The sequence below is a fragment of the Bacillus sp. S71 genome, assembly GCF_016625265.1.
GTDB classification, from domain to species: domain Bacteria; phylum Bacillota; class Bacilli; order Bacillales; family Bacillaceae_G; genus Bacillus_A; species Bacillus_A cereus.
This window is the reverse complement of the sequence record NZ_JACVUW010000002.1, coordinates 576,240-594,517: the sequence shown is the minus strand read 5'-3', so window position 1 is coordinate 594,517 and position 18,278 is coordinate 576,240. Positions and strand designations below refer to the sequence as shown.

Sequence of the window (18,278 nt, the reverse complement as noted above, 5' to 3'; positions counted from 1 at the left end):
TCGTATATAACTATTATTTCTTAAGTTATAAATTTCATTCGATAGGGTTAAAAAGAAAAAAAGATCACCCATAAGGGTAATCTTTTTTATACTTCCATAATAATCGGTAAAATCATAGGTTTTCTCTTTGTCTCTTCGTACAAGAACTGTCCTAATAATTCACGAATATTTTGTTTTAACATTGACCATTCAATCGAATATTCTTTAATTGACTGCTCAACAATCATACGTACAATCTCTGTAGATCGTTCAATTAACGCTTCTGATTCACGAACATATACGAAACCACGTGAAATGATTTCTGGACCAGAGATAATTTTCTTTTCATCTTTACCAAGTGTTACAACAACTACTAATATTCCATCTTGAGATAACATCTTTCTATCTCGAAGAACGATATTACCAACGTCACCTACACCTAATCCATCAATTAAAACATTACCAGCTTGTACTTTACCGACTAAGTTCGCTTCATCGTCACCAAAAGCAATTACATCGCCTTTTTCTACGATAAAGATATTTTCTCTTGTAATACCTACATCTTCAGCTAAATACGCATGTGCTTTTTGCATACGAAACTCACCATGTACGGGTACAAAGTACTTCGGTTTCATTAAATTTAACATTAATTTTAATTCTTCTTGGCTACCGTGACCTGAAACGTGAACTTTTCTTTCGCCGTAATAAACAACTTCAGCTCCAGCTCTAAATAACAAATCAATAATTTTTGATACAGATATTTCATTACCCGGAATTGGCGAAGCAGCAATGATAACAGTATCACCTTTACGAATTGAAATTTGTTTATGTGCTTGTTTTGCCATTCTAGATAGAGCAGCCATCGGTTCACCTTGACTACCTGTCGTTAAAATAGCTACCTTTTTCTCTGGGAAGTTATCTACTTCTTGTAATGAAATAACCATACCTTCTGGAACATCTAAATAACCAAGACGTCTTGCAATGTCTACTACTTTCACCATACTACGTCCTACTACCGCTACTTTTCGCCCTGTTTCGGCAGCTGCATCAAATACTTGTTGAATACGATGTACATTCGATGCAAATGAAGCAACGATAATACGACCTTCTGCGCCGTAGAACACTTTAGAAATTTCTACACCAACTTCTTTTTCTGAACCTGTATACCCTGGACGCTCTGCATTTGTACTATCAGATAATAGGCAAAGTACACCTTCATTTCCGATTTGCGCCATTTTCCCAAGATCTGCTCCACTATTTCCAATTGGAGTTTGATCGAATTTAAAGTCTCCAGTATATACGATTGCACCTTTTGATGTATGGAAACAAACGCCAACAGAATCCGGAATACTATGTGTCGTTCCGAAGAATGACACTGTTGTAGTGTTAAACTCTACTGTTGAATTTGAATCGATTGTTTTTAGGTCTACACGGCCTAACATGCCCGCTTCACCAAGTTTTTCTTGTATAAGTCCTACTGTTAATTTCGTTGCATAGACTGGAATAGATAATTTACGAAGCACATACACAATTCCACCAATATGATCTTCATGACCGTGAGTAATAAATAAACCTTTTACTCGCTCTTGATTTTCCACTAAATATGTAATATCAGGAATAACGATATCAATTCCAAACATTTCATCTCCCGGGAACATTAACCCCGCATCTACGATAAAGATTTCAGAATCAATTTCAACACAGTACATGTTTTTCCCGATTTCACCTACTCCACCAAGAGCAAATACTTTAACAGACTCATTCTCTTTTCTCTTCATGTTGTTGCCTGGTTTAAAAATCTTGCAAACACTGATTTCACTAAAATTGCAGAGACACCAGGGGAAACTCTACAACCACCATATTTTCACCGTCCAAGACGAATGTCCTTACCGTTATGCGATATCATGTCCTTGTTTATTTTTTAAACCAGGTTTCACCTCTCTTTCATTATATAAATCAAATATCTTATTCGATATGATATGAAAATTTAATTAAATTATAATTTTTCCCAATTTTGCTAAGCATACCCGTACTAAGCTACTTAGCCATATTATACCTGATACAAGAAATAGAACACAAGTTAAATCGTGCGAAAGAAAGAGGAAAAGAACGGAATGACAACAAAAGTATCGAACGTATTTCCTTTATATTTACTCCGATTTTATACTCCATATTATTTTGAAGAACTAGCCATACATACGCTAAATTCATTTCATAATAGGGAGTTTCAAGATTTATTTTTCTAGAATCCAACAAAAACACTTACAAAATGGAGTTTTTTTATGAATTACGTCACATTTGAGGGGATTTCTCTAAAAACAGACACCGTAGTTTATTACGTTTATGCCATAATATCTATCATTTTTTGACTCAGTTAAAGGGGTACGATTATTTTCTTATACACATAATGAAGAAGCGATTAATATTCTTATAAGAACACATATAAGTAAGAAAAAGAGGAAAAGATTTGCATATAATAAAAAATGACCTAGTCCTACACTAGGTCATTTTTTATTAACGAGGGATAGATTGCATTACAGATTGTAACGTTACTCTTTCTTCTTCTGTTAATGGAAGAAGTGGTAAACGTACAGAACCTACATCTAATCCAACCATTTGTAACGCTGTTTTTACTGGAGTTGGACTTGGCGCCATAAATAATGAATCAGTTACTCTTACAAGTAATTGATGTAATTTTTGTGCCTTCTTAAATTCTCCTGCTTGAAATGCTGTAATCATTTCTTGCATTTCGTTTCCGATAACATGAGAGGCTACCGAAACGATACCTTTCGCTCCAACTGCCATAGCTGGTAACGTTAAACCGTCATCACCGCTGTATACCGCAAAGTCGTCCGCTGTTTTTTCAATGATTTCTGTCATTGTTAACACATCGCCGCCGGCATCTTTAATAGCAACAATGTTTTCTATTTCTGATAAACGAACAACTGTATCAACGGAGATTTGTACAATAGATCGTCCTGGAACGTTATATAGCATAACCGGAAGCGGCGTACTTTCAGCAATTGCTTTAAAATGCTGATACATTCCTTCTTGACTCGGTTTGTTATAATACGGTGCTACTAGCATTACTGCATCCACACCAACTTCTGTTGCCTTTTTAGTTAAGTCAATAGAAGCATGCGTATTATTGCTACCTGTTCCAGCGATTACGGGCACTCTTTTATCGACAACAGATACGACATGGCGATATAACGCTACTTTCTCTTCTGAAGTTAATGTAGGAGATTCTCCTGTCGTTCCTCCTACCACGATTGCTGTTGTACCGTTATCAATTAAATAATTTACCAATTTCGTTGTCTTTGCAAAATCGATATTCCCGTTTATATCAAACGGTGTTACCATCGCGGTTGCAATTGTCCCAAAATCTATCATGGTCTCACTCCTTATTGTTCCAGTTGCTTTTCTTTTGAAAGCTCAAACGCACTATGTAATGCATTTACAGCCTCCACTAAATCAGTTTCTTTTACAAGAACCCAAATTGTTGTATGACTATCTGCCGATTGCAGGATTTGAATACCTTTTTCCGCTAAAGCTGTAACGATTTTCGCAGTAACCCCTGGGTATCCTGCCATTCCAGCTCCAACGATAGATACTTTCGCACAATGCTCTGTCACAATTGGCTCATATCCAAGGTTCTTTAATAATTTAACTGCATGACTTGATACATTATCACTCACCGTATATGCTACACCAGTAGGTGAAATATTAATTAAATCGACACTTATTCCTTCGTTCGCCATCTCTTTAAACACATGTTGTTGCAAATCATATGCCGTTTCTTTTGCAAGCACTTTAATTTGCGTTACGTTCGATACGTGGGCGATACCTGTAACAGGACGTTCTTCTACATCACGACCTCTTGTAGCACCGTCATATGCTGAAATAAGCGTACCTTCACTATCAGAATACGTAGAACGTACACGAAGTGGCACTTTTGCATGCATCGCAATTTCAACTGCACGTGGATGAACGACTTTCGCACCTTGATAAGCCATGTTACAAATTTCGTTATACGTTACAGTTTGAAGATGACGTGCATCTTTTACAATACGAGGATCCGCAGTCATAACACCTTCTACATCAGTGAATATATCGATGTATTCAGCATGAAGTGCAACACCTAATGCTGAAGCTGAAGTATCACTACCTCCGCGTCCAAGTGTTGTCGTATCACCTTTTTTCGTTTGCCCTTGGAATCCTGTAACGACGATTACATCTATATTTTCTAACTCTTCATGTATACGATCGCAATTCATTTCAATAATCTTTGCATTCGTAAAGTCATCATTCGTTACAAAACCAGCTTGTGCACCATTTAATGCTGCTGCTTTTACACCGTTCTCATTCAACATATTAGAGAAAACAATTGCAGAGATTAACTCTCCGCACGATAATAATAAATCTTGCTCACGTTTAGAAATAGTAGATTCCTCTTGATTTACAAGACTTAATAACGTATCCGTTGCATATGGTTCACCTTTACGACCCATAGCAGATACGACAGTAACTACTTTATAACCAGCAGCTAATGATTTCTTTATATGATGAAGCGCATGCTTACGTCCATTGTCATCACGTACTGATGTGCCACCAAATTTTTGAACAATTATTTTCATATTTTGCACCTTCTCTTAGCCGTTTACACTAATTGTAATTTTACTAAGCGCTCTGCAATTTGAACAGAATTCCATGCAGCGCCTTTTAATAAGTTATCAGATACGACCCAAAGATGGAATCCTTTATCGTTATTTAAATCTTTACGGATTCTTCCAACGAATACTTCGTTTTTACCTACTGCAGTAGCTGGCATTGGATATAACTGCTCTTCTGGATTATCTTGCAGAACAATACCTTCCGCATTTGCAAGTAAGCTCTTTAATTCTGCTACTGTTACGCCTTCTTTTTCTACTTCGATGTAAACAGACTCAGAGTGTCCTGATACAACTGGTAAACGTACACATGTTGCCGCTACTTCTAATTCAGGCATATGCATAATTTTTTTTGTTTCGTTAATCATTTTCATTTCTTCAAATGTAAATCCATTATCTTGGAACTTATCAATCTGTGGAATCGCATTAAAAGCAATTGGGAAATGCTTCTTATCACCTGATACAGGAAGAACATTTGCCTTAACTTCTTCGCCATTTAAGATTGCTTGTGATTGTTCATGAAGTTCTTCAATAGCTGCCGCACCAGCACCTGATACAGCTTGATATGTGGAAACGATTACTCGTTTTAAACCATATTGCTGACGAACTGGCTCAAGAGCTACTACCATTTGAATTGTAGAACAGTTTGGATTTGCAATAATACCATTATGTTCTTTTAAGTCGTTTTCATTTACTTCAGGTACAACAAGTGGCACGTTTTCTGTCATACGGAATGCACTTGTATTATCAACAACAATCGCACCGCGTTTTGCTGCTTCTGGCGCTAATTGTTTCGATACAGATCCACCAGCACTAAATAGTGCGATATCTACTCCTTCAAAGCTTTCAGGAGTTGCCTCTTGAACTGTAAATTCTTCGCCTTTAAATACAAGTTTCTTACCTGCAGATCGTTTAGATGAAAGTAACGTTAATTTCCCGATTGGAAATTCTCGTTTCTCTAAAGTATTTAACATTTGTTCACCAACTGCGCCGGTTGCTCCAACTACAGCGACATGAAAAGTTTTTTGCTTTTCCATCACTATGCCCCTTTCTAGATACCAATCCTTCTATAACTTAGAATCAGAAGGAGTATACAATACCCCTTCTAATCTTAATAACGTTAATTTTATCATATTCTACAGTAAGAATGATGGTTTCATCAAAAATTGTCCGTTTTTTTTCGTTTTTTAATTCATATATCTGAATTTTTCTACGACCACCGGTTGCAATTGCTTTCCTTGCAGCGCTTCTAATACTGTATCTTCCAGTAACTCCATACGAGCTACCATTGAGTTCGGTTTTTTCTCTGGCGCATCTTGACCGAATGGGACGAAATAGATATTTTTTGTGGCCATTAGGCGCATGAGATTTACCCCATTTAATCCTAAAGCATCATTCGTCGAAACTGCCAATACGACAGGCTTGCCATTTCTTAGCGTCGCTTTTGCTGCCATTAGTACTGGAGAATCTGTCATTGCATTTGCAAATTTACTCATAGAATTTCCTGTTAATGGAGCGATTACCATGCAGTCTAATGGAATTTTAGGTCCAAGTGGCTCTGCTCCAACAATTGAATTAATTGCTTTAAAACCTGTTATTTCTTCAATCTTCTTAATCCACTCTGCTCCTTCTCCAAATCTAGTATTTGTTGATTGAACAGTGTATGAAACAACGGGACGTACTTCTGCCCCTTCAGCAATTAATTTTTCTAAGTGCGGCATAACTTCCTCATACGTACAATGTGAACCCGTAAATCCGAAACCAATTCGTTTCCCCTTCAAACTCATTTCTTTTCCTCCTCCTTTGCAATTGCATCTGCTGCTAATAACTGAGAAAGAACATTTGCTAAAATTTGCCCAGCCGTTTTGGGAGCAACAATACCTGGTAATCCAGGTGCTAGCAACGCTTTGACTCCTCTTTTTTCCGCATATCTAAAGTCAGTACCACCTGGTTTAGAAGCTAAATCAATCACTAACGTATGAGCTGGCATTTTTGCAATAACATTCGCTGTTACAACGAGGTGCGGAATTGTATTGATTACAATATCGATATTCCCTACTTCTTTCTCTATGTCTTGCATATGAAAAGGAGAAAACATCATTTCTGTAATACGTGCAATATGTTCAGATCGTCTTGCTCCAACTTTGACATGGGCTCCTAATGATTGAAATGCTCTCGCAACACTCATTCCTGTTCTACCAAATCCTAGAACCATTACATTGGACCCATGAATTGTATAGTCGGTATGTTGAATTACCATCATTAATGTACCTTCTACAGTTGGAATAGAATTGTATATTGCCACATCATCACGATCAAATAATTTAACAAGTTTTCGGTTCGTAGTAGATACGAGATTTTCCAAGTAAGGTGTACCAATACCCGAATATATAGTAAAGTGTTCTGGTGTATTTTCAATTTGTTCTTTCGTTATTGAAACTTTTTCATTTGAAAAAATAGTATCTACTTCTCCTTTAGCATTTGTACCTGCAACCGGCAAAATGATTGCGTCTACAGAAGTGAAATCTAAATTTTGTATACTTTCTTTTGCTGCCCCTGTGAAACCATGATCTAACTGATCAAACCCTATCAAAGAAAGTTTCGCATCCAATTCAACTAGCTTACGAATTACTTCTAGCTGCCTCGCATCTCCTCCTATGACAGCAATATGCATCTCAGTCAACATTCCCTAATTCACCTTCTTTTTCTGTCATTTATAAGAAAAGTGCCTACTTTTTCTTTTTCCTCCACATCATATGTAATGTACGAGTTTATGGTGATTGAAAATCCAAATGCACATATGATTTATCAGGTTTCTATGTAGATACAAAAAAAGATGACCAAAATGGCCATCCTTCACTCCGAATTTGAACGATCTATACTATCACAAAGAAGCATATCATGTCCGACTTTCTTTATTTGATTCCATGCCACCCTTACTTCTTGTGGTTCCTTTTTAAAACCTCCCCACTTCCCTACAGGTATTATAAGTGTTTGTATTTGTCCGTCTTTCTCATTAATCTCTAAATCCATATAACCTAAGACTCCCATTTTTTCCGCTTTTTCTATATCTACAACCTCTTTACCACTTAATTCACTTAATCGCATACATACTCCACTCCCCTACTGAATTTTTCATTTGCATTGTCTATAATTAGTACCTATTCTATATGTATAAAAAAAATAACCTTCTCTCATTTAAAAAGAGAGAAGGTTATTATCAGATACATCATAAAAATCGATTATAGTTTTATTCCTTTTGGAAGTTTTCCGTCTGGACTAATAAGTGCCGCAGAGAATTCATCAGTAAACATGTTGCGAATTAATCCGTCCACATTTTCTTTTGTTACAGTGTTTACACTTTCAATAATCTCATCAAGTGAACGATGTTTACGAAGAAGCAATTCATTTTTACCGTTACGACTCATACGGCTATTTGTACTTTCTAAACTTAACATTAAGTTTCCTTTTAATTGCTCTTTACTATTCATAAGCTCTTTTTCTGTAATACCTGTATTTTTCAATGTCTCTAATGTTTCTTGCATTGTTTCATACAGTGTATCTAATTGTTGGCTACCTGTTCCACCGTAAAGTGTTAACATACCTGTATCTTCATAAGAAGAGTGGTAAGAAAATACCGAGTAAGCTAATCCACGTTGCTCACGTACTTCTTGGAATAAACGGCTACTCATGCTACCACCTAAAACATTATTTAATACAATTAAGTTATAAATATCTTCGTGTCCCATTTGTAAGCCTTTATATCCTAGACATAAATGAGCTTGTTCCGTTTCCTTTTTACGGGCTACCTTATTGAAATGGAAAATTGGGCTATGTACTTGTTCACGGTTTGTTGTTCCTTCATAACTACCGAAATATTGCTCCACTGTTTGTAAAAATGCTTCATCAATATTTCCTGCAACTGATACAACTACATTTTCAGGTGTGTAATGATCTTTTATATATTGACGTAACGTATCACCTGTAAACGTATTAAGCGTTTCTTCTGTTCCTAAAATAGGATATCCAAGTGGATGCGTTTCATATGTTGCTTTCGTTAACATATCATGCACAATATCATCTGGCGCATCTTCGTACATTTTAATTTCTTCACATACGACATTCTTCTCTTTTTTCAGTTCTTCCTCATCAAATGTTGAATTAAAGAACATATCTGCTAAAACATCTAAAGCATATTTAGCATGCTCATCTAATACTTTTGCATAGTAACAAGTATATTCTTTTGAAGTAAATGCATTCACTTGACCACCAATGCTATCAAATGATTCTGCAATCTCTCGTGCACTACGTGTTTCTGTCCCTTTAAAGAACATATGCTCTAAAAAGTGAGAAATCCCATTATTTTTTTCATTTTCATTTCTTGATCCCGCATGGATCCAAATACCAATTGCAACCGATCTTACAGTTGGTATATTCTCCATAACTATTCTTACACCATTTTTACAAGTATATTTTTTAATCAAAAACTTTCCTCCTACTGCCAGTTTCTCTAAATAAAACGCTATTATTTAATGATAACAAGTTTAAGGATGAATGTCATGCAAATGTATTTAATCCACACGTTTTTCATCCAGTAATTCAGTTATATTCCCCACTTTATATCCTTGTTCCTTCAATTTTATAATCATTGTTTCTAAAGCCTCTGCTGTAGACGAAGTAGGATGCATTAATATGATAGCACCTGGATGTATTTTTCTCATTACTCTCTGCAATAGTACATCCGGCTCAGGTCGCTTCCAATCAATCGTATCTACAGTCCACATAATCGTTCCCATTTGAAAATCATCTGCAATCTTTACGACTTCATCTCGAAAGCTTCCACTCGGCGGGGCAAACCATCTTACTTTTTGATTCGTTGCTACTTCTATCATTCGATTTGTTTTTTGTAACTGATCTCGTATTTCATCTGACGATAACGTTTTCATATTAGGGTGTGTGTATGAGTGATTTCCAACTTCTTGTTTTGCATCGACAATCATTTTTGCAAACCGCAAATTTTCTTTCACCCAACGTCCTTCTAAAAAGAAAGTGGCCTTCACATCATGCTTTTTCAAGATTTCTAATATGCGAGGCAAATACTCATTTCCCCATGCCACATTTATTGTTAATCCTACCATCTTTTTATTTGGATGCCCTCTATAAATTGGAGCTGGTGATAAATCTTCCAAATGAACACTCGGTGAGACTTCTTTGAATTCAAGATATTTTTGATCAAATTCCTTTAGCTTCTTCATATTATTATACGATGCTTCAATATCCACTTGTCTTCCATTATATCCAGGTGTTGCCTTCCATATTTTATCAATCATCGCATTTTGAGGTGCAATCTCATACTGTTTTGCATGCTTTTGAATTTCTTCATGCAAGTTATCTTGTGCAAAAACAGAATAAGAGCCTAAACTGACATATAAAGAAAATATACATATGTATGCCAATATACGAACTTTCATATAAACCCTCCCAAATTAACTATATAAAAACATTTTCTTCTTATCTTTGTTAATTTGAGCGTTATAATGAAAACTATACCTATACCGACATAAAAATATATGAACATCATGTTTTTTACATAACAAAAAAAGCCAGTTTAACTGGCTTTTACTTATTGCTGCTCTTGTTTGTTTTCTTCTTTAGCAGCTTCTTTTTCTTGCTCTTCTTTTAGCAATACTTTTCTAGATAGATTTACGCGACCTTGCTTGTCAATCTCGATAACTTTAACTGTAATTACATCACCGATTTTCACAACGTCTTCTACTTTACCTACACGCTCAAGTGCAAGTTCAGAAATATGAACTAATCCATCTTTACCGCTGAATAATTCAACGAAAGCACCAAATTTCTCAACACGTTTCACTTTTCCTTCGTAGATTTCACCTACTTGTACTTCGCGAACGATATCTTCGATAATCTTCTTAGCTTTGTCGTTCATTTCTTGATTTATTGATGAAATGAATACTGTACCATCTTGCTCGATGTCAATTTTAACGCCAGTTTCTTCAATAATTTTATTGATTTGTTTACCGCTTGGTCCAATAACGTCACGGATTTTATCTGGGTTGATTGTCATTGTAATAATCTTTGGAGCGTAAGCTGATAATTCAGTACGTGGCTCTGCAATAACAGATAACATATGATTTAGAATGTGCACACGACCAATTTTCGCTTGTTGTAATGCCTCTTCTAAAATCTCACGTGATAAACCATCGATTTTAATGTCCATTTGCAGCGCAGTTACACCTTGTGCTGTACCTGCTACTTTAAAGTCCATATCACCTAAATGATCTTCCATACCTTGAATATCAGATAAAATTGTGTAATGCTCACCAGATTTAACCAGACCCATTGCAATACCTGCAACTGGAGCTTTAAGTGGAACACCCGCATCCATCATTGCTAAAGTACTACCACAAATACTTGCTTGTGAAGTAGAACCATTTGATTCTAATACTTCAGATACAAGGCGTACTGTGTATGGGAAATCTTTTTCAGATGGAATTACAGGCTCAAGTGCGCGCTCTCCTAGTGCACCGTGACCAATTTCACGACGACCTGGTCCACGCATCGGTCTTGTTTCACCAACACTAAATGATGGGAAATTGTAATGGTGCATAAAGCGTTTTGATTCTTCTACACCAAGACCATCTAAAATTTGCACATCGCCTAATGCACCTAATGTACAAATACTTAATGCTTGTGTTTGTCCACGTGTGAATAAACCAGAACCGTGTGTACGAGATAAAATACCAACCTCTGATGCTAAAGGACGGATTTCGTCACCTTTACGGCCATCTGGGCGAATTTTTTCAACTGTAATAAGACGACGTACTTCTTCTTTTACAATTTTATATAAAATCTCATTTACTTGTCCTAATGTATCAGCGTCAGCTTCCTCAGCTTCGTAATGCTCAATTACACGCTTTTTCACTTCGTTAATTGCATCTTCACGTGCATGTTTCTCATGTACTTGAATTGCAGAATGCATATCCTTCTCAGCCATTTCACGTACAGCTTGATTAAGATCAGCGTCAACTTCATAAAGTTTCACTTCTGATTTCTCTTTACCTACAGCTTGTACGATCTCTTCTTGGAATGCAATTAAACGTTTAATTTCATCATGACCAAACATAATTGCTTCTAACATTGTTTCTTCAGGCACTTGATCTGCTCCTGCTTCAACCATGTTAATCGCATCTTTCGTACCAGCTACAACTAAGTGGATATCACTTTGTTCTTGCTGTTCTACTGTTGGATTAATAACGAATTCGCCATTAATACGACCAACTGTCGCACCAGCGATTGGACCTTCAAATGGAATATCTGAAATCGATAACGCTAATGAAGAACCAAGCATAGCTGCCATTTCAGAAGAACAATCTTGATCAACACTCATTACAATGCTGACAACTTGTACTTCGTTACGGAAACCATCTGCGAATAGCGGACGAATTGGACGGTCGATTAAACGACTTGCCAAAATTGCTTTTTCACTTGGACGACCTTCACGCTTAATAAAACCGCCAGGAATTTTTCCGACTGCATATAAACGCTCTTCATAGTTCACTGTAAGTGGGAAAAAATCTACATTTTTAGCTTCTTTTGATGCAGTTGCTGTAGATAGAACCGCTGTATCGCCATATCTTACTAATACTGCTCCGTTCGCTTGTTTGGCAAGCTGACCAGTTTCAACTGTTAGCTGGCGACCAGCTAAATCTATCGAGAAGACTTGCTTTTCTTGACTCATTTAAGTACCCCTCTCAATTTAAAGTATTCAATTCTTCTATGTAAATGGATAGTATATCACAATATTCTACCTCTAGTATTGCCTAAAATTAAGTAAGCTATAAAGCGTAGAAGATATATTTTTACCTAACAAAAAAGCGGGAATATTCCCGCTTCTTTGACTATCGACGTAAGCCAAGCTTTGTGATTAATTCACGGTAACGTGTGATATCGCTATTACGAAGGTAAGTTAGTAAATTACGACGTTTACCAACCATCTTTAATAGACCACGACGTGAATGATGATCTTTCTTGTGAGTACGTAAGTGCTCGTTTAGAGTGTTAATTTGCTCCGTTAGGACAGCAATTTGAACCTCTGGAGAACCAGTATCAGTCTCATGAGTTCTAAATTGTGCAATGATTTCATTTTTACGCTCTTGTGTTAAAGCCATCCTATTTCACCTCCTATTAATTAAACCCCCAATTACCTAGCAAGCGTCGGTGAGTCGCAATGCCAAGCAATGGTTGTCATAAAGTACATAACATAGAATACTACTTTTCATTTGAAAAAGCAAGTATATTCTTTTCGCTCGCAAAATATTCTTGTGCTGTTTTCTTATCTTTTGCGATTTGTTCAACTAACTCATCAATGCCATTGAATTTCTTCTCTTCTCTTATACGCATATGCCACTCTACTGTAACATTTTGATCGTATATATCTTTGTTAAATTCAAATAAGTGCACTTCAATTGATAATTGACGCTCATCTTCTTTAAAAGTCGGTTTATATCCAATATTACATACACCATCGTACCATTCATCGTGAACTTTTAATCTCACTGCATAAACACCTACAGGTGGCAATAAATACTCATCACTTAAACCTACATTAGCTGTTGGAAAACCAATTTGACGCCCACGTTTGTCGCCGTGTATAACTGTTCCCGCTACAGTATAGGCTCTACCTAAAATAGATGGAATTTGTTCCATTTCGCCATTTCGAATTAACTTTCGTAATGCTGTAGAACTTACTTTCTCTTCTTGAAATTCAACTTTTTCAATCACAGTCTGTGTAAACTCCCCTCTTGCATGAAATGGTAAAGTCTCCATCTTTCCTTTTCCTAAACGTCCATATGAATAATCAAACCCTGCTACTACATGCTTTACATTTAAACCAATAATATAATCATCTACAAATTGTTGTGGTAATAACCCTGCAAATGATTCATCAAATTTAATCACATATAATATATCGATTCCTAAGCTTTCGACTATTTTTTCTTTATCACGCATTGGTGTAATATACTCCACATGCGCATCCTTTTTCCCTAAAACAACAGATGGATGAGGATGAAATGTCATAACTGCACTTTTATATCCTCGGTCGTCCGCTATTTTTTTCGCAGTTCGAATTACACATTGATGTCCTAAATGAATGCCATCAAAAAATCCTAATGCCATTACAGTAGGTGGTAATTCTAATTTATTTTGTTCATGTGGATGAGTTAAATGAATAAGTTTCACGCTTGAATTCACCTTTTTCTGTAATAATCCTTCCAATAATTCATTATAGCTTTAGTTCTTGATTATTCACAAGTACTTTCATCGGCTTTAACATGCCAGGATGTTTCGGATGATGTTCATAAATTGCTAAGCAACGATCATTTTTATCAAACACTGTAATAAATGGTGCTGTTATTTCTAATTCATTCTTTAAGAACATACCATTCTTGATTTTCTCTGCTTGCTTTTCATCTACAACCATTTTTGGAAACTTACTTAATGCTTCATCAATTGAAATGAAGATAGACTCTACTGTTCCATTTTGCACGTTTTCTTCAATTTCTTCAAATGATATGCAATCTTCTAATAAAAATTCACCAGATGCCGTTCTTACAAGGTGAGACATATGTGATGGGAAACCAAGTTTCTCCCCGATCATTACCGCTAACGTTCTTACATATGTTCCTTTACTACACGTTACACGGAAACGGAATGAAATATTTTCTCCTTCAAAAACTTCACGGTCATCAAGTAATACGAATTCATGAATCGTAATTGTACGAACTGGACGTTCCACCTCTTGTCCTGCTCTTGCATATTCATATAATTTTTTCCCGTTTACTTTTACAGCTGAGAACATTGGTGGCATTTGTTCAATCGTGCCTGTTAATTCCGCTAGTACCTCTTCTACTTCTTTACGTGTAATAACACGGTTTACATCTTGTTTCTCCACAACTTCACCAGAAGCATCTTCTGTTGTTGTTGAAAACCCTAATGTTACTTCACCTTCATATGTTTTCGTTTCACTTGTTAAAAATTGTGCAATCTTCGTTGCTCTCCCCACACAAAGTGGTAATACTCCCGTTACATCTGGGTCTAATGTTCCCGTATGACCAATTCTCTTTTCTCGCAATATCTTTCTTAATTTAAATACACAATCATGTGATGTCATGCCTTTTGGCTTATGTAATAATACTACACCTTCCATATATGTTCACCTCATCATAATTCTTTCGTAGTAAATATCCAAAACTTATTTTGCATTGAAAAAATGGATAGACAAATGTCTATCCATTATTCTTCACGTTTACCGTCTTTATTAATTTCATGTAAAAGTGTATCAATTCGATGACCATATCCGATAGACTCATCAAACTCAAAGGTAATTTCCGGTGTTTTACGAAGACGAATACGTTGGCCAATTTCTGAACGAATAAAGCCTTTTGCCTTCGCTAAACCTTTTAACGTATTTTCTTTCTGTTCTTCGTCACCTAAAACAGAAATATATACTTTGGCAATTTGCAAATCACCACTCACTTGTACATCTGTTACTGTAACAAATCCGATACGTGGGTCTTTAATTTTACGACTAATGATGTCGCCTAATTCTTTTTTCATTTGCTCGCCTACACGGTTTGCACGTAATTTCATAACTCTTCACCTCATTCAATACCATTCCAATTGTGTTATCGTACGTTCAATTTCAGGAAATGAATCGATGTACTCCAGTACACGATTCATTTCTTTTTCACAGATAACACGATTTGAGGATACGGAAACAATCGCAATTTCTGTACGTTGCCATACATCTTGATGCCCAACTTCAGAAACAGCTACATTATAGCGCTGTTTCACACGAGTTAGCACTCGTTGCAAAATTGCCCGTTTCTCTTTTAAAGAATGCACATCGTAAATCATACACTCGAATGAGAGTGAAGCGACAATCATCGCTTCACTTCTTCCATAACGTATGCTTCAATGATGTCCCCTTCTTTAAGGTCATTATATCTCTCAATTGTAATACCACACTCATAGTTTTGTGCAACTTCTTTTACGTCGTCTTTGAAACGTTTTAACGTATCAAGTTGTCCTTCGAAAATTACGATACCATCGCGGATAATACGAACGCCGCTATCGCGTGTAATTTTACCGTCAATTACGTAACAACCTGCGATTGTTCCAACTTTTGTTACCTTGAATGTTTGACGAACTTCCGCTTGACCGATTACTTTTTCTTCGAATTCTGGATCCAGCATACCTTGCATTGCTAATTCAATTTCTTCGATTACTTTGTAGATAATGCGGTGTAAGCGAACATCAACGTTCTCTAATTCAGCTGTACGCTTCGCGTTCACATCCGGACGTACGTTAAATCCAATTACAATTGCATTAGATGCAGAAGCTAAAATGATATCAGATTCTGTAATCGCACCTACACCAGTGTGAATGATTTTAACTTTTACGCCTTCAACATCAATTTTACGAAGTGACGCTGCCATCGCTTCAACAGAACCTTGTACGTCTGCTTTTACGATTAAGTTGATTTCTTTTACATCGCTCTCTTGGATTTGTTGGAATAAATCTTCAAGGCTTAATTTAGATTTCTCACCACGTTGTGCAACTAACGCTTCTTGTGCACGTGATTCACCGATTTGACGAGCTTTCTTCTCATCAGCGAATGCCATGAAACGATCTCCAGCCTGTGGTACTTCATTTAAACCTGTAATTTCAACAGGAGTTGATGGACCAGCAACTTTTACACGACGACCAATATCACTTACCATTGCACGAACACGTCCGAATGAAGTTCCAACAACGATTGGATCTCCAACTCGAAGTGTACCGTTTTGAACTAATAATGTCGCGATAGTTCCTTTACCTTTATCAAGCTGTGCTTCAATTACAGTACCCGTTGCATAACGATTTGGGTTTGCTTTATATTCTTCTACTTCACTTACAAGAAGAATCATCTCTAGCAAGTTGTCAATTCCCTCGCCTTGGATTGCAGAAATTGGTACGAAAATTGTATCTCCGCCCCAAGCTTCTGGAACTAATTCATATTCTGTTAATTCTTGCATTACACGATCAGGATTTGCTGCTGGTTTATCCATTTTATTCACAGCTACAATAATTGGTACTCCAGCTGCTTTTGCATGGCTAATCGCTTCAACTGTTTGAGGCATAACACCGTCATCAGCTGCAACAACAAGGATTGTAATATCAGTTACTTGCGCACCACGAGCACGCATCGTTGTAAATGCCGCGTGACCAGGCGTATCTAAGAATGTAATTTTCTTATCATTTACTTCAACTTGGTATGCACCAATATGCTGAGTAATTCCACCCGCTTCGCCAGCAGTTACTTTTGAATTACGAATTGAGTCAAGTAATGTTGTTTTACCATGGTCAACGTGTCCCATAATCGTAACAACAGCTGGACGCTCTTTTAAGTTTTCTTCATCATCTTGCTCATCAATGAATGTTTCAAACTCAGTTTCACTTACAACTACTTCTTCTTCTACTTCAATACCGTAATCAGTAGCAATTAACTCAATTGTATCTTTATCCAAGTCTTGGTTAATTGTTGCCATAATTCCAAGCATGAAGAGCTTTTTAATAATTTCAGATGGCTCTTTACTTAACTTTTTAGCAAGTTCACCTACTGTAAGGCTTCCAGAGAAAGTAATTTTATCTGGTGTTTCTACTATTTGCGTTTGTTGTCTTCCAGCAAAGTTATCTTGACGTTTGTCTTCATTTCCTTTGCCTTTTTTCTTTTTCTTATTGCTGTTCTTTTTACTGCGAACAACTTTCTCTTCTACTTCAAACTCATCTGCAACAGAAGGTTTTTCCGCTCCAGTGTTATATTCATTATCTAATTTATTTACTACTTCATCTTCTAACATTGTCATATGATTCGAAACCTCGATATTCATCTCTTTAAGTTTTGTCATAAGATCTTTACTTGAGATATTATTTTTTTTTGCATATTCATGTACTCGAATTTTACTCATACCTTCACCCCCGGTAATTTGTATCGAGCATGCTACGTAGCTTTTTCGCAAAGCCTTCATCTAACACAGCTACAACGACTCGCTCGTCTCTCCCAATCGCATGCCCTAATTGTTGTCGATTTTCGACTTTTTTCATTGGTACGTTGTAGTACGTCGTTTTATCAGTGATACGTTTAGTAGTGTTCGCTGACGCATCTTCAGAAAGCAATACGAGCTTTACTTTACCACTTCGTACTTCTTTTAAAACGAGTTCTTCACCCGAAATGATTTTTCGAGCGCGATTTGCTAGTCCTAAAAACGATTTCCAATCGGACACTTATTTCGACTCCTTCTCAACAAGCTCAAGAAGCTCTTCGTACAGAGAACTGTCGATTTTCGCTTTTAGATGATGTTCCAAAATGTTTTTCTTTTGGGCTTGCATAATGCATTCTTTATCTTTTGACAAATATGCACCTCGTCCTGATTTTTTTCCAGATAAATCAATAGACACTTCGCCCTCTTTGGAACGAACAATGCGAACGAGCTCTCGTTTTGATTTCATCTCTTGCGTCGCGATACATTTTCGTAACGGAACTTTTCGATTGCTCATACTCAT

Annotated in this window: 18 protein-coding genes; all 18 read right to left on the bottom strand. The window is 36.5% G+C overall.

The genetic code is table 11. The features are described 5' to 3' along the window. Positions 1 to 86: 86 nt before the first annotated feature. Positions 87 to 1,757, bottom strand: coding sequence for a ribonuclease J (locus tag IBT51_RS06580; RefSeq protein ID WP_000823089.1), 1,671 nt, complete (start codon positions 1,755 to 1,757; stop codon positions 87 to 89). Between the two features lie 736 nt (positions 1,758 to 2,493). Further along, entirely contained in the window at positions 2,494 to 3,372 is an 879-nt protein-coding gene (gene dapA / locus IBT51_RS06575; protein WP_000564763.1) for a 4-hydroxy-tetrahydrodipicolinate synthase, read from the bottom strand. An 11-nt stretch (positions 3,373 to 3,383) separates the two neighbouring features. After that, a complete protein-coding gene (gene dapG / locus IBT51_RS06570) occupies positions 3,384 to 4,616 on the bottom strand; it encodes an aspartate kinase (RefSeq protein WP_053563763.1) in 1,233 nt (410 codons plus the stop codon). Positions 4,617 to 4,639: 23 nt separating this feature from the next. Next, the gene (gene asd, locus IBT51_RS06565; RefSeq protein ID WP_000414846.1) at positions 4,640 to 5,686 is read right to left on the bottom strand and encodes an aspartate-semialdehyde dehydrogenase; all 1,047 of its coding nucleotides are present in this window, start codon (positions 5,684 to 5,686) and stop codon (positions 4,640 to 4,642) included. Positions 5,687 to 5,836: 150 nt separating this feature from the next. Next, on the bottom strand, positions 5,837 to 6,436 hold the full coding sequence (dpaB, locus tag IBT51_RS06560; RefSeq protein WP_000053596.1) for a dipicolinate synthase subunit B: 600 nt from the start codon (positions 6,434 to 6,436) through the stop codon (positions 5,837 to 5,839). Then, positions 6,433 to 7,335 (bottom strand): dipicolinic acid synthetase subunit A, encoded by a 903-nt coding sequence (dpaA, locus tag IBT51_RS06555; RefSeq protein WP_000954735.1) that lies wholly within the window; start codon positions 7,333 to 7,335, stop codon positions 6,433 to 6,435. The genes dpaB and dpaA overlap by 4 nt, the downstream gene beginning before the upstream one ends. 170 nt (positions 7,336 to 7,505) lie before the next feature. Next, entirely contained in the window at positions 7,506 to 7,757 is a 252-nt protein-coding gene (locus IBT51_RS06550; RefSeq protein WP_001239757.1) for a YlmC/YmxH family sporulation protein, read from the bottom strand. Between the two features lie 134 nt (positions 7,758 to 7,891). Beyond that, the gene (locus tag IBT51_RS06545; protein WP_000593001.1) at positions 7,892 to 9,133 is read right to left on the bottom strand and encodes a M16 family metallopeptidase; all 1,242 of its coding nucleotides are present in this window, start codon (positions 9,131 to 9,133) and stop codon (positions 7,892 to 7,894) included. An 87-nt stretch (positions 9,134 to 9,220) separates the two neighbouring features. Further along, complete coding sequence (locus tag IBT51_RS06540; RefSeq protein WP_053563762.1) at positions 9,221 to 10,120, bottom strand: polysaccharide deacetylase family protein; 900 nt, start codon at positions 10,118 to 10,120, stop codon at positions 9,221 to 9,223. A 152-nt stretch (positions 10,121 to 10,272) separates the two neighbouring features. After that, positions 10,273 to 12,411, bottom strand: coding sequence for a polyribonucleotide nucleotidyltransferase (pnp, locus tag IBT51_RS06535; protein ID WP_000076745.1), 2,139 nt, complete (start codon positions 12,409 to 12,411; stop codon positions 10,273 to 10,275). A gap of 160 nt (positions 12,412 to 12,571) precedes the next feature. After that, positions 12,572 to 12,841: a 30S ribosomal protein S15 gene (gene rpsO, locus IBT51_RS06530; RefSeq protein WP_001229392.1), complete on the bottom strand. Its 270-nt coding sequence runs from the start codon at positions 12,839 to 12,841 to the stop codon at positions 12,572 to 12,574. Between the two features lie 100 nt (positions 12,842 to 12,941). Beyond that, positions 12,942 to 13,913: a bifunctional riboflavin kinase/FAD synthetase gene (ribF, locus tag IBT51_RS06525; protein WP_000766703.1), complete on the bottom strand. Its 972-nt coding sequence runs from the start codon at positions 13,911 to 13,913 to the stop codon at positions 12,942 to 12,944. A 43-nt stretch (positions 13,914 to 13,956) separates the two neighbouring features. Beyond that, positions 13,957 to 14,880, bottom strand: coding sequence for a tRNA pseudouridine(55) synthase TruB (gene truB / locus IBT51_RS06520; protein ID WP_000399362.1), 924 nt, complete (start codon positions 14,878 to 14,880; stop codon positions 13,957 to 13,959). 86 nt (positions 14,881 to 14,966) lie between these two features. After that, positions 14,967 to 15,323, bottom strand: a complete 357-nt coding sequence (rbfA, locus tag IBT51_RS06515; protein WP_000776437.1) for a 30S ribosome-binding factor RbfA — start codon at positions 15,321 to 15,323, stop codon at positions 14,967 to 14,969. 15 nt (positions 15,324 to 15,338) lie between these two features. Then, the gene (locus IBT51_RS06510) at positions 15,339 to 15,620 is read right to left on the bottom strand and encodes a DUF503 domain-containing protein (RefSeq protein ID WP_000634349.1); all 282 of its coding nucleotides are present in this window, start codon (positions 15,618 to 15,620) and stop codon (positions 15,339 to 15,341) included. Next, positions 15,617 to 17,683: a translation initiation factor IF-2 gene (gene infB, locus IBT51_RS06505; protein WP_000036347.1), complete on the bottom strand. Its 2,067-nt coding sequence runs from the start codon at positions 17,681 to 17,683 to the stop codon at positions 15,617 to 15,619. Before infB ends, IBT51_RS06510 begins: the two co-directional genes overlap by 4 nt. A gap of 4 nt (positions 17,684 to 17,687) precedes the next feature. After that, the gene (locus IBT51_RS06500) at positions 17,688 to 17,999 is read right to left on the bottom strand and encodes a YlxQ family RNA-binding protein (RefSeq protein WP_200458032.1); all 312 of its coding nucleotides are present in this window, start codon (positions 17,997 to 17,999) and stop codon (positions 17,688 to 17,690) included. Beyond that, positions 18,000 to 18,272, bottom strand: coding sequence for an RNase P modulator RnpM (rnpM, locus tag IBT51_RS06495; RefSeq protein ID WP_000071125.1), 273 nt, complete (start codon positions 18,270 to 18,272; stop codon positions 18,000 to 18,002). Between the last annotated feature and the right edge of the window lie 6 nt (positions 18,273 to 18,278).

What these genes read in the sequence shown, in the direction of transcription:
- infB (WP_000036347.1), bottom strand. Translation starts at nt 17,683, where the DNA reads ATGAGTAAAATTCGAGTACATGAATATGCAAAAAAAAATAATATCTCA.
- dapG (WP_053563763.1), bottom strand. Translation starts at nt 4,616, where the DNA reads ATGAAAATAATTGTTCAAAAATTTGGTGGCACATCAGTACGTGATGAC.
- dpaB (WP_000053596.1), bottom strand. Translation starts at nt 6,436, where the DNA reads ATGAGTTTGAAGGGGAAACGAATTGGTTTCGGATTTACGGGTTCACAT.
- IBT51_RS06540 (WP_053563762.1), bottom strand. Translation starts at nt 10,120, where the DNA reads ATGAAAGTTCGTATATTGGCATACATATGTATATTTTCTTTATATGTC.
- dpaA (WP_000954735.1), bottom strand. Translation starts at nt 7,335, where the DNA reads ATGTTGACTGAGATGCATATTGCTGTCATAGGAGGAGATGCGAGGCAG.
- asd (WP_000414846.1), bottom strand. Translation starts at nt 5,686, where the DNA reads ATGGAAAAGCAAAAAACTTTTCATGTCGCTGTAGTTGGAGCAACCGGC.
- IBT51_RS06510 (WP_000634349.1), bottom strand. Translation starts at nt 15,620, where the DNA reads ATGATTGTCGCTTCACTCTCATTCGAGTGTATGATTTACGATGTGCAT.
- rbfA (WP_000776437.1), bottom strand. Translation starts at nt 15,323, where the DNA reads ATGAAATTACGTGCAAACCGTGTAGGCGAGCAAATGAAAAAAGAATTA.
- truB (WP_000399362.1), bottom strand. Translation starts at nt 14,880, where the DNA reads ATGGAAGGTGTAGTATTATTACATAAGCCAAAAGGCATGACATCACAT.
- IBT51_RS06580 (WP_000823089.1), bottom strand. Translation starts at nt 1,757, where the DNA reads ATGAAGAGAAAAGAGAATGAGTCTGTTAAAGTATTTGCTCTTGGTGGA.
- rnpM (WP_000071125.1), bottom strand. Translation starts at nt 18,272, where the DNA reads ATGAGCAATCGAAAAGTTCCGTTACGAAAATGTATCGCGACGCAAGAG.
- rpsO (WP_001229392.1), bottom strand. Translation starts at nt 12,841, where the DNA reads ATGGCTTTAACACAAGAGCGTAAAAATGAAATCATTGCACAATTTAGA.
- dapA (WP_000564763.1), bottom strand. Translation starts at nt 3,372, where the DNA reads ATGATAGATTTTGGGACAATTGCAACCGCGATGGTAACACCGTTTGAT.
- pnp (WP_000076745.1), bottom strand. Translation starts at nt 12,411, where the DNA reads ATGAGTCAAGAAAAGCAAGTCTTCTCGATAGATTTAGCTGGTCGCCAG.
- IBT51_RS06550 (WP_001239757.1), bottom strand. Translation starts at nt 7,757, where the DNA reads ATGCGATTAAGTGAATTAAGTGGTAAAGAGGTTGTAGATATAGAAAAA.